The organism is Streptomyces sp. NPDC017246, assembly GCF_044331325.1.
In the GTDB taxonomy this organism is placed as follows: Bacteria; Actinomycetota; Actinomycetes; order Streptomycetales; family Streptomycetaceae; genus Streptomyces.
The window spans coordinates 1-12,670 of record NZ_JBIRMW010000019.1 but is presented as its reverse complement, the minus strand read 5'-3'; the positions used below and the strand labels follow the sequence as shown (position 1 = coordinate 12,670).

The following is a 12,670-nucleotide window of genomic DNA, read 5'->3' as shown; positions in this document are numbered from 1 at the left end:
TCAGGCCGGGTCGGCCACGCGGCGCACCGCGAACTCGCCCTCGGCGACCCGGGCCCGCAGCTCCTCGCCCTCCGCGACCTCCTCGGGGGAGCGGACCACCGTGCCGTCCGCCCGCTGGATCACCGCGTACCCCCGCTCCATCGTCGCGGCGGGCGACAGCGCCCGGACCCGCGCCCGCGTGTGCGACAGCTCGGAGTCCGCCCGGTCCAGGAGATGCCCGAGGACGCGCCGGCTCCGCGCGAGCAGCGCGACGAGCTCGTCCTCGCGGACCTCGACCATGCGCTGCGGATGCTCCATGACGGGCCGCGCGAGCGCGTGCGCGAGTCCGCGCTCCTCCCGGTCGAGGAGCCCCCGTACGGTCCGCAGGGCCCGGTCCCGCAGCCCCCGCACCCGGTCCAGCTCCTCGCCGACGTCCGGGACGACCTTCTTGGCCGCGTCCGTCGGCGTCGAGGCGCGCAGATCGGCCACCAGGTCGAGGAGGGGCGCGTCCGGCTCGTGCCCGATCGCCGAGACCACCGGCGTACGGCACTCGGCGACGGCCCGGACGAGCTGCTCGTCCGAGAACGGCAGCAGGTCCTCGACGCTGCCGCCGCCCCGGGCGACGATGATCACGTCGACGTCCTCGTGGGCGTCGAGCTCCTGGACCGCCTGGACGACCTGTGGCACGGCCTTCACGCCCTGCACCGCCACGTTCCGCACCTCGAAGGCGACGGCCGGCCAGCGCCGCCGCGCGTTCTCCAGGACGTCCCGCTCCGCCGCCGACGCACGGCCGCAGACGAGCCCGATCCGGTGCGGCAGGAACGGCAGCGGCTTCTTCCGGTCCAGCGCGAAGAGCCCCTCAGACGCCAGGCTCCGCTTCAGCTGCTCGAGCCGGGCGAGCAGCTCGCCGATCCCGACCGGCTTGATCTCCACCGCCCGCAGCGACAGCTGCCCGCGCGGCGCGTACCACTCGGGCTTGGCGCGCACGACGACCCGCGCGCCCTCCGACACCACGTCCGCGACGGCGTCGAAGACCTGGCGGTAGCAGGTGACGCCGATGGAGATGTCGTACGAGGGATCCCGCAGCGTCAGGAAGACGACTCCGGCGCCCGGGCGGCGGGACAGCTGGGTGATCTGCCCCTCGACCCAGATCGCCCCGAGCCGGTCGATCCACCCCCCGATCAGCCGGGAGACCTCACCGACGGGAAGCGGTGCTTCGGCGGACGTAGTCAAAGCCATGGACCGAGCGTAACCGCGCCGTACGACAACGTCAGGACCGCGCGCCACCCCGGCCCGGGCGAGCCCGCCACGGCCAGCCCAGCCCAGCCCAGCCACAACCAGCTCAGCGTCGCGCGGGCGCTCGCGTCGTCCCCTGCACGGCCAGGACGATCAGGCCCACCCCCAGCCACACCACACCCACCACCTGCGCGGCGACCGAGGCCTCCACGATCACCGCGATCAGGATCGCCGCGCCGATCACCGGCAGGACGATGTGCTTCAGCTTGTCCGGCGGCCCCTCGGCCCGCTTCACGGCGAACCAGCCCACCACGCTCGCGTGCAGCAGGACGAAGGCCGTCAGGGCGCCCACGTCGACCACCGACACCAGGTGGTCGAGGCCGTCGTCCCGGCGGGCCGCCCACACGGCCGCGATCATCGTCACCGTCGCCGCCACCAGCAGAGCCACCCGCGGCACGCCCCCGTCCGTCCGGGAGAGCAGGTGCGGCAGGCGCCGGTCGCGGCCCATCGCGAAGAGCAGCCGGGCGCCGGCCGCCTGCCCCGCGAGCGCCGCGAAGGCCGCGCCGATCGCCTTGGAGACGGCGACCAGGTCGTGCAGCCAGTCGCCCACCGAGATGTCCACGGCGTCGTAGAAGGCCGAGCCCTGCTTCCCGGGGTCCGCCGCGAGCTCGGCCGAGGAGACCGGTTCGAGGAGCGCCACCAGCCAGGACTGGGCGACGAAGAGGACGCCCGCGAGGGCCAGGCAGAACAGCACCGCCCGCGCCACCTTCGCCGAGCCGCCCGTCACCTCCTCGGCGAAGGAGGCGATCGCGTCGAAGCCCAGGTAGGAGAGGACCGCCACCGACACCGCGCCCACCACGGCGGCGAGCGAGAAGGAGGCGTCGCCGGTGAGCGGCGACCACCAGTCGCGCCGCGTCCCGTCCTGGACGAGGACCACGACGGCCGAGACGACGAAGACCAGCAGGACGACGATCTCCATCGCGAGCACCGTGAAGCCGACCCGGGCCGCGGCCCGTACGCCCCAGAGGTTGAGCAGGGTGGTGACGACCACGGCGATCCCGGTCCACACCCACCGGTCCACCTCCGGGACCAGTGCCTCCATCGCGATGCCCGCGAAGAGATAGGCGACGGCCGGGATGAGCAGGTAGTCGAGCATCGCCATCCATCCGGCGATGAATCCCGGCCCTTCTCCGAGGCCCTTGCGCGCGTACGTGAAGACGGAGCCGGCTTGCGGTGCGACCCGCACCATCTGCGCGTAACTGAACGCCGTGAACGCCATGGCGACCGTGGCCACGACGTACACCAGCGCGACCGCGCCGCCGGACTTCGCGTCGAGCGTGCCGAAGACGCCGACGGGGGCCATGGGAGCGATGAAGAGCAGTCCGTAGACGACCAGATCTCGGAACCCGAGGTTCCGGCGGAGCCCCGTGTGTTCCGCGTCTTCCCCGTGTGCCGCCACCTGCGATTCCTCGGCCATGGCCACAGTTTCGGCCACGGTGCCGATCAAACCGCTCACCGACGCGGCCTTACGATGGGACGCATGACTGCAACGCCCGCGCCGACGCCCGATTCCGCCTCCGCGACGAACCGCCCGAAGCGTGTCCTGCTCGCCGCTCCCCGCGGCTACTGCGCGGGCGTGGACCGTGCCGTGATCGCGGTGGAGAAGGCCCTGGAGCAGTACGGGGCGCCGATCTACGTCCGGCACGAGATCGTCCACAACAAGTACGTCGTCCAGACCCTGGAGCGGAAGGGCGCGATCTTCGTCGACCAGGCGACCGAGGTGCCGCCGGGCAACATCGTGATGTTCTCCGCGCACGGCGTCGCCCCGGCCGTCCACGAGGAGGCCCGTCAGGGCCGGCTCGCGACCATCGACGCCACCTGCCCGCTGGTCACCAAGGTCCACAAGGAAGCCGTCCGCTTCGCCAACGAGGACTTCGACATCCTCCTCATCGGCCACGAGGGCCACGAGGAGGTCATCGGCACGTCCGGCGAGGCCCCCGACCACATCCAGCTCGTCGACGGCCCGGACGACGTGGCCAAGATCGAGGTCCGCGACCCCTCCCGGGTCGTCTGGCTCTCCCAGACCACGCTCTCGGTCGACGAGACGATGGAGACGGTCGACGCGCTGAAGGAGAAGTTCCCGCAGCTGATCTCCCCGCCGTCCGACGACATCTGCTACGCCACGCAGAACCGCCAGATCGCGATCAAGGAGCTGGCCGGCCAGGCCGAGCTGGTGATCGTCGTCGGCTCCAGGAACTCCTCCAACTCGATCCGCATGGTCGAGGTCGCCAAGCAGGCCGGCGTCCCCGCCGCGTACCTGGTCGACTTCGCCAGCGAGATCGACGAGGCCTGGCTGGAGGGCGTCACCAGCGTCGGCCTCTCCTCCGGCGCCTCCGTCCCGGACATCCTGGTGCAGGAGGTCCTGGAGTGGCTCTCCGAGCGCGGCTACGCGGACGTGGAGATCGTCAAGACGGCCGACGAGTCCCTCACCTTCTCGCTGCCCAAGGAGCTCCGCAACAAGGACCTGCGGGCCGTCGCCGAGAAGCTCGGCACGGGCGCGCGCGTCCAGGAGTAGTCGAGCAGTAGCACCGCGCCCCAGCCCGTACCGTGGATTCCATGAACGTCTTCGGAGTGGACATCGGCGGCTCGGGCATCAAGGGCGCTCCCGTGGACCTGGAGCGCGGGGCGCTGGCCGAGGAGCGCCACAAGGTGCTGACCCCGCAGCCCGCCACACCCGACGGTGTGGCGGGCTGCGTCGCGGAGGTCGTGGAGCACTTCGGCTGGACCGGACCCGTGGGGGTGACCTTCCCCGGGGTGGTGACCGGCTCCACCATCCGTACGGCCGCGAACGTCGACAAGTCGTGGATCGGCGTGGACGCCGGCGCGCTCATCGGCACCCGCCTGGGCGGCCTCCCCGTGACGGTCCTGAACGACGCCGACGCCGCCGGGATCGCCGAGATGACCTTCGGCGCGGGCCGGGGCCGCAAGGGCACCGTGATCATGCTGACCCTCGGCACGGGCATCGGCTCGGCCGTCTTCGTCGACGGCCGCCTCGTCCCGAACACGGAACTGGGCCATCTGGAGCTCAAGGGCCACGACGCCGAGACCAGGGCGTCGACGAAGGCCAAGGAGGACGAGGACCTCAGCTGGGAACACTGGGCGACCCGCCGGGTCCGGAAGTACCTCGCGCACGTGGAGATGCTGTTCTCGCCTGAGCTGTTCATCATCGGCGGCGGCGTGAGCCGGAAGGCGGACAGGTTCCTGCCGCTCATCGAGGGCATCCGCGCGGAGATCGTCCCGGCGGAACTCCAGAACAACGCGGGGATCGTGGGGGCGGGGATGGCGGCGGGGGCGGTCTAGGGAGCCGTACGGGACCGGCCTCACGGACGGTCCCGGCGTGCGTACCGGCTAGGCGACGGGGCGGCGGCGGGCGGGGGCTCCGCCCGGGCCACCACGGCCGCCCGGGGCCTCACCGGCCACGGAAGGCGCCCCGGCAGTACCGGCCGCCCCACCGGCACCGGCGGCGGACGACCGGGCGAGGTGCTGGCGCCGGCCCATCTCCCGCACCTTCCGGACGCTCGCGATGAGCCCGGCGACGAGGGTGCCGCCGTAGAGCCAGCCGGCGTGCACGGCGAGGGCGGTCACGACGGCCATGGCCTGGCCGCCGAAGCCGCCCGTGCCGCCCGCGATGGGGACGACGCCGACGGCGAAGGCGATGGGCACGCCGATGGGCGCGGTGACCAGGTCGGCGGTACGCACCCAGAGCGCGGTCAGAGCGCTGACCGGCAGGAACAGCAGCCCGTAGACGACGGGGGAGCCGTCGAGGAGCAGCAGGTCGAGGAAGCCGAGCGTCAGCATGACGGCGGAGGCGAAGAGCCCGGCGCCCAGCCCGGTGAGGCGGGGCTGGGGGAGGCGCCGCAGGGCGAGGACGACGGGCGGCACGGGCCGTCGCGCGGAAGGTCCCCCCGGCACTCCGGGTGCTCCGGCACGCTGGACACGGGCGCCACCGGGACCCCGCCGGGTCCGGCCGGTCACGCGGTACACGGTCGCGCCCTCCACGAGCGCGGCCGGTGGCGTGACGGGCGGCGTGACGGGGGTTTGCGGCCGTCGGCGGCCTTGCGGCTGACTTGTCCTGTGCTGCTCCACTCCACCAACGTAGGTCGGGAGAGGGCGGGAACCGGGTCCGGGACACGCCCTTTGGGTGACCTTGCGCCCGAGAACGACCGAAGGTCGGCGTCACTGGCCGGTTCGGCCCGCCCGTAAACTGGGGGATCGGCCCCCCGTCCACACTTCAGGAAGTCGCCACCGTGTCGCTCACGATCGGAATCGTCGGTCTGCCGAATGTCGGCAAGTCGACCCTGTTCAACGCCCTGACCAAGAACGACGTGCTGGCGGCCAACTACCCGTTCGCCACGATCGAGCCCAACGTCGGCGTCGTCGGTGTCCCCGACGCCCGCCTGACCAAGCTCGCGGAGATCTTCAGCTCCCAGCGCATCCTCCCGGCGACGGTCGACTTCGTCGACATCGCGGGCATCGTGCGCGGCGCGAGCGAGGGTGAGGGTCTCGGCAACAAGTTCCTGGCGAACATCCGTGAGTCGGATGCGATCTGCCAGGTCATCCGCGCCTTCAAGGACGAGAACGTCGTGCACGTCGACGGCAAGGTCTCGCCGAAGGACGACATCGAGACGATCAACACGGAGCTGATCCTCGCGGACCTCCAGACGATCGAGAAGGTCCTCCCGCGCCTCCAGAAGGAGGTGCGCATCAAGAAGGACGTGGCGCCCAAGGTCGCCGCGGTCGAGGCCGCCCAGGCGATCCTGGAGAAGGGCGACACCCTCTTCTCGCAGGGCATCGTCCAGGGCTCGGAGAAGGCGGAGCTCCTCCACGACCTCCACCTCCTCACCGCCAAGCCGTTCCTCTACGTCTTCAACGTGGACGAGGACGAGCTGACGGACGACGCCTTCAAGGCGGAGCAGAGCGCGCTGGTCGCCCCGGCGGAGGCGATCTTCCTCAACGCCAAGCTGGAGCAGGACCTGGCCGAGCTGGACGAGGAGGACGCCATGGAGCTCCTCCAGTCCGTCGGCGCCGAGGAGCCCGGCCTGGCCACCCTCGCCCGCGTCGGCTTCGCCACCCTCGGCCTCCAGACCTACCTGACGGCAGGCCCGAAGGAATCCCGCGCCTGGACGATCAAGCAGGGCGCGACGGCCCCCGAGGCGGCCGGTGTCATCCACACCGACTTCCAGAAGGGCTTCATCAAGGCCGAGGTCATCTCCTTCGCCGACCTCGTCGAGACCGGCTCGGTCGCCGAGGCCCGCTCGAAGGGCAAGGCCCGCATGGAGGGCAAGGAGTACGTCATGCAGGACGGCGATGTCGTGGAGTTCCGCTTCAACGTGTGATCGCAGCGTTACTGCAAGTCAGGCCCTTCGTTGTGTTCGCGGAGGACGGGGGGACCGGCCTTCAGGGAGCCGGCCCCCTGCTGTTTCCCGTGCCGGGAATCCTGCTCCTCGGACCTCTGTCTTTGCATCGCCGTTTCTCGTGGCTGTGCGCAAGGGGACTGGGGGCGGGTGGACGCTCCCCTGCCGCGGTGTGCGGCGAAGGGGAGCCTCGGAGAGCCGACCGTCTACCGGATCAGATCCTGTTCTCGTCGTCCTCGTCCCATGGGCCAGGTTCGGCGGGCCGGTGCGGGCTGTGAGACAGGTCCCAGAAGTGCGGAGACGGAGTATCTTCCTCGCCCGTCTCCCACCGACCTCGACCCCGGTCCTCGGCGTTTGCGCTGCCCCCTGCCGTCCTCGGTGTGAACGTGCTCGCACCAGGGGCCGCGTCCGGGTCGGTGAACGGCGGGCCCTCGGGGGACGGTGAGCGGGGCGGCCAGGGGCCGGCGGTGTTCCCCTCGCCCGAAGGCTCGTCCTCCGGGCTCTCGTCGGGACCCAGGCCAAAGGCCCGCCTGATCTCGTCGGCAGCCTCGTCCAGCCCCTCCGTTTTCAAGAACCTCTCGATGTGCCGCCAGAAGAGGGCGGCGACGGCCGCCCGGGATGGGTGGCGCGCAGACCGTGCCCAGCCGCAGGCGATGACGTAGAGGCGGTGGAGGGCGGCCGTGCGGCCGTGCGTCGCCCTGACCATCACGGTCAGCGCCATCTCTTGCGTGCGGTCGTCCGCCACGGCGTCCAGCCAGCTGTTCACCAGCGGGTTCCAGAGTTCCGTCGGCGATTGCGAGAACACCGTCTTCCAGCCCAGGAACAGGTCCGGCCAGCGGGGTGGGTCCGGCGCTCGGTCGCTCCTCAACAGCTCTGCGAGCAGGTGGAGATGGGAATGTGCCCCGGGTTGTTCCTGACGGGCCCGGTCCCGCAGGCGGTCGATCAGCAGCCGGTAGAGCCGACGGTCACGGCCGGTGAGGTCGAGAAGCGCTTTCCGGGCCCCGTGCGCTGCCCCCTCCCTCCGTACGGCGAGGTGGTGGAGGCGCACCACTGCTTGATCTGGGTGCGTCGCGCCGAGGCTCTGGTGACAGGCGGTTGTCAGGACACAGGCCAGGCCGTCAGACAAGGAGCCGGACCTCGTGACGCACTCGTATATCCGCCTGCGGAACCAACCCCCGAACTCCTCGTGGCGGAGACCGAGTTCGAGAGCTGTCGCGGCTCGCGGATCGCCGGACGCCCTGGCCGCGTCGTTCGCCCAGCGCACCACGAGGCCGAAGAGGTCGTCGGGCCGCCGGACGGCCAGGGACCGCTCGCCGAAGCGGACGACGACGTCCACCTGGTCGTCGGTGGTCAGGCCGTCCAGCTCGGCGGCAGAGCCGATCCAGTCCCTGAGGCCGTTGCGCACCCCGGGGAAGTTCGCCCAGAAGTACGTCCGCACCGCGTCGGCGTAGGCCAGCCGCTCGAAGCGGAGTCGCCCGTCCGGGGCCCGTTCGATCCCGAGCGCTTTCAACCGCTCCCCGAAGTCCGCCTGCGCGAACTCGGAGGTCACCTCCTCCTTGTGCCCCACCTCCTTCAACAGGCCTTGCCATGCCTCGTAAACGGTGTCGGCGCGAGCTCCCTCGAACACTGCCGCCGCGAGCAGCAGGGCCCGCTCGGGCGCGGTGCGGACCGCGACCATCTGCTGACCCACCTCACCGGCACGGTCGGTCACCGCGTGTATCGCCTGGTCGAGCCATCCCGCGAAGTCGGATCCGAATCGGCCACTGTCGCGGGCGGCCTTCACCAGCCCCGCGAGTCGCGCCAGTTCCCGCATGGGGGAGCGGTCACACAGGCGCTGGAGGTCGGCGCTCCTCAGATCCGCAGGGTGGAAGGCCATCCGGTCCATGCGGAGGTACCGGGTGACGACAGTGACGCCCCGGGGGCGCTCCAGCTTCACCCTGTGCGGTTCGAAGTCCGGCGCATGGGCGTGCTCCATGACCGACGGCAGGACGACGACCATGTGGGCCCCCGCCTCCTGGACCTTCGACCGGTGCACGGCCAGATGGTGCTGAGCCCTGGTGTACTCCTCTTCGTCGGTGATCCCGGAGAGGTCGAGAAGGAAGCGGTCCCCCTCACCGGGGGTGAGTGGCTTGTCGTTCCTGTTCTCGTCCTTGGCCGTGGCGGGAAGCTCCTCGACCCGGACCCTTTCCTCGTCGGCGCTCCTGTCCTCACCGAACCCGTGCAGCAGCATGATCGCCGCGGCACGGCGGCCGCTGCCGGGCGGGCCCTCCAGCAGCACCACCGACCCCGGTTTCTCCAGGTGGTCGGCGGCGATGCGGTAGCCCCTGGGGGGAACGAACCGGTTGGCCAGGCGCACCCGGTCCTCGCGGGCGATCCGGAGGGACTCGACCCCTTTGCGGGTCATCCAGTCTGTGGCGGCGCCGTAGAAGACGTACTGGGGCCCCTCGCCGTTGTTCACCGGGCCGCGCGGATCGTTGACGGTGACGCGGTCCTGCTCGGTCATCGCCCGTCGTCCGAGCGCCGGCGCTCGCGCTCGAAGCGCTGGTGGACCGTACCGCTGTTGTCGCCGGCGGTGAACTGGACCCCGGTGTTGTCGCCCTCGAAGTGAGGTGCGTTGTACTGGTGGCCCCGGCCGGTGTTCACGGGCCCCTGCGGCTCGTTGACGAAGGTGCCGAACATGTCTCCGTTGAGGTTTCCGATGCCGCCGCGCACGCGCTGTTCGACGTCACGCGTCCGCATCCTGATGTGCCCGGTGTCCCGGGCCGACTTCTCGCGTGACTTCGCCTCCGTCCGCTCCCTTGCCGCACGGCTTTCGCGGTCCGCCCTGCTCAGCTCGGGCAGCAGCCGGGCGAGGGTGTCCCCGAGCGTCGTCAGGTCCGACTCGGCGTTGCGGTGGTCGAACCGCCTGTACTGGAAGTCCGCCAGCTCCAGCAGATCGTCAGGAAGGACGGTGCGGTCGATCCGCGTGGCCTTTCCGACGAGCACGGGAATCACCAGGATCCCGCGGTCGAGCGCGGTCTGGATCTCGCGACGGGTCCAGTCCTGTTCGGCTTCGAGCGCGGGGCGGCCGTCGGTCCCCCGTACCTCCGCCCAGCGCGGGCCGATCACGGCGAGGAGCGCCTCGCACTCCTCCACCGCCCTGACCAGTTCCGCCGGGAAACGGCGTCCGGGATCAATCGAATTGCTGGCGAAGAAGATCCGCTCGTCGCCGAACCTCCGGGCGAGTTCCCGGGCGATCATGGTCGCGGCGGATTCCTCGTCCCCTGTGCGGTAGTTGACGAAGACGTCGGGCATGAAGGTTCCCTTCGTGAGAGAAAAACGAATGAACGGACACGGGGCTGTGGACCGGGGTTCCGGTTCGCCGAGTCAGGGGTCCCGACCGTGTGACGGCATGGCGCGTCCACGGGAGGGCATATAAATGGAGGGGCACCGGCTGTGCGTCACTGGCTGCGGGCAGCCCGGAGAAGCCGGAAGGCGCGATGCGACGCGTCGGGCGGGAACCAGAGAGGCCTGCGGGGATCATGGGATCCGGAGGGCCGGAGGGGGCGGGTAGTGGGGCGAGCCGGGCGGCTCGAGTCCGTCTCGGTCGTGGAGCGACTGTCAGCTGTGCGCGGGGGCGAGTACGCGTGCCAGCGCGGGCTGCAGATCACGTACGGCGCGGCTGCTCCGGAACCGGGACAGTTCCCGCGCGAGGCGTCGGACGTCGCTGTTCACCGTCGCCGAGGGCACGGCCGGCATCATTCCCAGGAGCTCCCCGGCGATCGCGCACGCGTGCTCTACCTCCCCGGAGGCGGCATGTACCAGGGACCTGCGGAAGCCGTACCGGGCGCGGGTACGCAGCGCGTGCGGCGGGAGGCGGCGGTACTCCCGGTCGAGCACCTCGGCAGCGGCCTTGGGGCGCCCGAGGTCGTGCAGACACCAGCCGGTCGACATCGCCGCCGGATCGCTCACGTGGGAGGTGCCGATCACGGGTTCGGCGCCGTTGAGGGCGTCGTCGGCGGCGAGCAGTTCCCGCGCCCTGTCGAGGCTGCGGAGGCATTCGACTTCGTTGCCGACGAGCGCGTGCCCTTGGGCCTCTCGTTGGGCCGCGAGTCCCCTGATGCGCGGTGGGAGTTCGCTGCTCTGGGCGCGGCGGGCCAGGGCGACGGTGCCGGCGGCGTCACCGCCGTACATGGTGACCAGGGCGCGCCTTACCAGTGCGTAGGAACTGAGGTATGGGTCACCCCCGGCGCGCGCCAGTTCGACGGCCTCGCCTGTCCAGCCGAGTGCCGCGTCGCTGTCCCCGGCCTCCTGGGCCATCCAGCCGGTGAACTCCGCGAACCGTGAGGCGAGCAGAAACGCGGGGGCCTGGGAGGCGGACCGGGCGCCGGAGGCGAGCCCGGCGACCATGCGGGTCTGTGTCTCCAGCAGGGGCAGCAGGACCTTGGGAGCGGTGGACTGGCCGAGCTTCCGCAGCTGGTCGAACTGCATGCGGTAGGAGCCCAGGAGGGGGTCGTCGGCGGAGGACAACGCCTGACCGCCGAGTTTCAGGCCGAGGTCGATCAGCACTCCCGTACCCGCCGAGAGGACTGCCCGACGCCCGACGAGCCAGCGGCTCGGACCGGCGGGGGACTCGGCGGAGCTCGAGTCCGAGTCTGCTTCGGGGCGGGCGACCAGGCGCTGCAGCTCGCCGTCCGCGCCGAGGAAGGCGTCACACCGCCGGGCCAGTTCGGGGGACGGGGAACGCTCTCCGCGTTCGACCTTGCTGAGGTGTCCCTTGTCGTAGTTGAGCGCCACGGAGAACTCGGTAAGAGTCAGCCCCGCTTCCACTCGTAAACGGCGAAGTTCCGGGCCAAAACGTAAAGTCGTGCTCATCATCAACCTCCCCTTGAACAGTGACCGCGAGAGCCGTCCGCCCTCACGGGAGCCGTCATCAGACGATCACCGATCGACGCGAAACCCGGCGGTGAACACCTGCTGTAACGGCGTCGTTTCGCTTCGCGTCCGAAACTGAGTCTGGCACGACCCTCGTCTGGAGAATCGGGGTTTGGCGGTGTTGCCCGTTGCCTCTTTCGTTCTTCGCTGTTCCCCGCCCGTTCCTCGGAGTGACCGGGATTGACCATGATCGGAACAAAGTGTTCGAGAGCGATGGGGTCATGGGCGGGGTCCCGTCCTTCACGAAGTCGCAGTGCTCGATTACGTAGCCGCAGCTGGTCTCCGCGGGTGCCGGAACGGCATCGGCCACCTCGCCGGGGACAGGTCGGTACGGTCGATTCAGGCGGGGGCGGAGGCACCCAGCAGGGGCCAGGTGCGGGACTCTTCGACCAGGTGCTCCCAGGGCGCGGTCCATGCGGGTTCCCAGTCCAGATCGGTGCCGGAGATGACGTACGTGCGGCTGGCGTACACCTGCCAGAACTGGGAGTAGAGGATCACCTGGGTGTGGTCGGCGAGGTCGTTGATGATCTCGGTGAAGTGGGCCGAGGGCAGCCGGGGACGTCATCTGTAGCGGTCGCTCGGAGGCGTGCTGTGAGCGGAGGGGCGACAGGGCTGCGTGCGCCGAGTTCGGTCAGGGCCCAGCGGATGTCGGGCGGGCTCGCTCCAGTCCGGCGGTGTCGCCCGTTCCAGGCAGGCACGGTAGGCGCTCGACCGCGCCTTCGATCTCCAGGCTCGCCAGGGCCATCGCCGCCCATTCCCGGACGGTGGAGTCGTTGCTGCTCAGGAGGGCGATCAGGTCGGGTATGTCAATCGAACTGGCTCTGGCCTGCATTCGGTGGCGACCGAGAGTGCTGGTCGAGCCGGTGGATGCCTACCCGGGCCAGCTGCCTCTCCACCCACACGTCCAGAGTCGCGGAGCCCTGAACGACGAGTCGAATGGGCGTATCGCTGCGCGTGACTATCGTCGCCGTGCGTCACCACCGGATGTGAGCCAGAGTCGAACGATTTACGGTCCCGCGGCTGGACTATTAGCCTCGATCTTTCGTGACGGTCCGTCGGCTTCTTCGGCGGGCCGTTTCGGTTGTTCGGGTCGGTGGCGGGCACGCTGATGGCCCGGCTGTCGCGTC

The 12,670-nt window shown here is 70.6% G+C and carries 10 protein-coding genes; 3 read left to right on the top strand and 7 right to left on the bottom strand.

Going from position 1 to position 12,670, the window contains the following annotated elements; translation table 11 throughout:
* Both xseA and ACH4MY_RS32705 read right to left on the bottom strand, forming a co-directional pair.
* Entirely contained in the window at positions 1–1,218 is a 1,218-nt protein-coding gene (gene xseA, locus ACH4MY_RS32710; protein WP_398007671.1) for an exodeoxyribonuclease VII large subunit, read from the bottom strand.
* Between the two features lie 103 nt (positions 1,219–1,321).
* The gene (locus ACH4MY_RS32705; protein ID WP_398007907.1) at positions 1,322–2,692 is read right to left on the bottom strand and encodes an APC family permease; all 1,371 of its coding nucleotides are present in this window, start codon (positions 2,690–2,692) and stop codon (positions 1,322–1,324) included.
* 54 nt (positions 2,693–2,746) lie between these two features.
* Between ACH4MY_RS32705 and ACH4MY_RS32700 the strand changes: the two genes are divergently transcribed.
* Together ACH4MY_RS32700 and ppgK are read left to right on the top strand one after the other, a co-directional pair.
* Complete coding sequence (locus ACH4MY_RS32700; RefSeq protein ID WP_398007670.1) at positions 2,747–3,790, top strand: 4-hydroxy-3-methylbut-2-enyl diphosphate reductase; 1,044 nt, start codon at positions 2,747–2,749, stop codon at positions 3,788–3,790.
* Between the two features lie 41 nt (positions 3,791–3,831).
* Positions 3,832–4,575: a polyphosphate--glucose phosphotransferase gene (gene ppgK / locus ACH4MY_RS32695; RefSeq protein ID WP_398007668.1), complete on the top strand. Its 744-nt coding sequence runs from the start codon at positions 3,832–3,834 to the stop codon at positions 4,573–4,575.
* 48 nt (positions 4,576–4,623) lie between these two features.
* On the opposite strand, the gene ACH4MY_RS32690 is transcribed toward ppgK, so the two are convergent.
* Positions 4,624–5,157 carry a DUF6542 domain-containing protein gene (locus ACH4MY_RS32690; RefSeq protein ID WP_398007666.1) on the bottom strand — a complete coding sequence of 178 codons (534 nt, stop codon included), beginning with the start codon at positions 5,155–5,157 and terminating at the stop codon, positions 4,624–4,626.
* A gap of 365 nt (positions 5,158–5,522) precedes the next feature.
* Here ACH4MY_RS32690 and ychF point away from each other — a divergent pair, with 365 nt between their 5' ends.
* A complete protein-coding gene (ychF, locus tag ACH4MY_RS32685; protein WP_398007664.1) occupies positions 5,523–6,611 on the top strand; it encodes a redox-regulated ATPase YchF in 1,089 nt (362 codons plus the stop codon).
* Between the two features lie 232 nt (positions 6,612–6,843).
* Here ychF and ACH4MY_RS32680 read toward each other — a convergent pair whose 3' ends face one another.
* From ACH4MY_RS32680 to ACH4MY_RS32665, 4 genes are all read right to left on the bottom strand, one after another.
* Positions 6,844–9,132, bottom strand: coding sequence for a hypothetical protein (locus tag ACH4MY_RS32680; protein WP_398007662.1), 2,289 nt, complete (start codon positions 9,130–9,132; stop codon positions 6,844–6,846).
* A complete protein-coding gene (locus ACH4MY_RS32675; RefSeq protein ID WP_398007660.1) occupies positions 9,129–9,923 on the bottom strand; it encodes a toll/interleukin-1 receptor domain-containing protein in 795 nt (264 codons plus the stop codon). Before ACH4MY_RS32675 ends, ACH4MY_RS32680 begins: the two co-directional genes overlap by 4 nt.
* Positions 9,924–10,229: 306 nt before the next feature.
* Positions 10,230–11,483, bottom strand: a complete 1,254-nt coding sequence (locus ACH4MY_RS32670; RefSeq protein WP_398007905.1) for a helix-turn-helix domain-containing protein — start codon at positions 11,481–11,483, stop codon at positions 10,230–10,232.
* 399 nt (positions 11,484–11,882) lie between these two features.
* Positions 11,883–12,041, bottom strand: a complete 159-nt coding sequence (locus tag ACH4MY_RS32665) for a hypothetical protein (RefSeq protein WP_398007658.1) — start codon at positions 12,039–12,041, stop codon at positions 11,883–11,885.
* Between the last annotated feature and the right edge of the window lie 629 nt (positions 12,042–12,670).

Bases quoted from the DNA above. Each gene is read 5' to 3' on its own strand.
- xseA (WP_398007671.1), bottom strand. From the start codon at position 1,218: ATGGCTTTGACTACGTCCGCCGAAGCACCGCTTCCCGTCGGTGAGGTC.
- ACH4MY_RS32705 (WP_398007907.1), bottom strand. From the start codon at position 2,692: ATGGCCGAGGAATCGCAGGTGGCGGCACACGGGGAAGACGCGGAACAC.
- ACH4MY_RS32700 (WP_398007670.1), top strand. From the start codon at position 2,747: ATGGGACGCATGACTGCAACGCCCGCGCCGACGCCCGATTCCGCCTCC.
- ppgK (WP_398007668.1), top strand. From the start codon at position 3,832: ATGAACGTCTTCGGAGTGGACATCGGCGGCTCGGGCATCAAGGGCGCT.
- ACH4MY_RS32680 (WP_398007662.1), bottom strand. From the start codon at position 9,132: ATGACCGAGCAGGACCGCGTCACCGTCAACGATCCGCGCGGCCCGGTG.
- ACH4MY_RS32675 (WP_398007660.1), bottom strand. From the start codon at position 9,923: ATGCCCGACGTCTTCGTCAACTACCGCACAGGGGACGAGGAATCCGCC.
- ACH4MY_RS32670 (WP_398007905.1), bottom strand. From the start codon at position 11,483: ATGAGCACGACTTTACGTTTTGGCCCGGAACTTCGCCGTTTACGAGTG.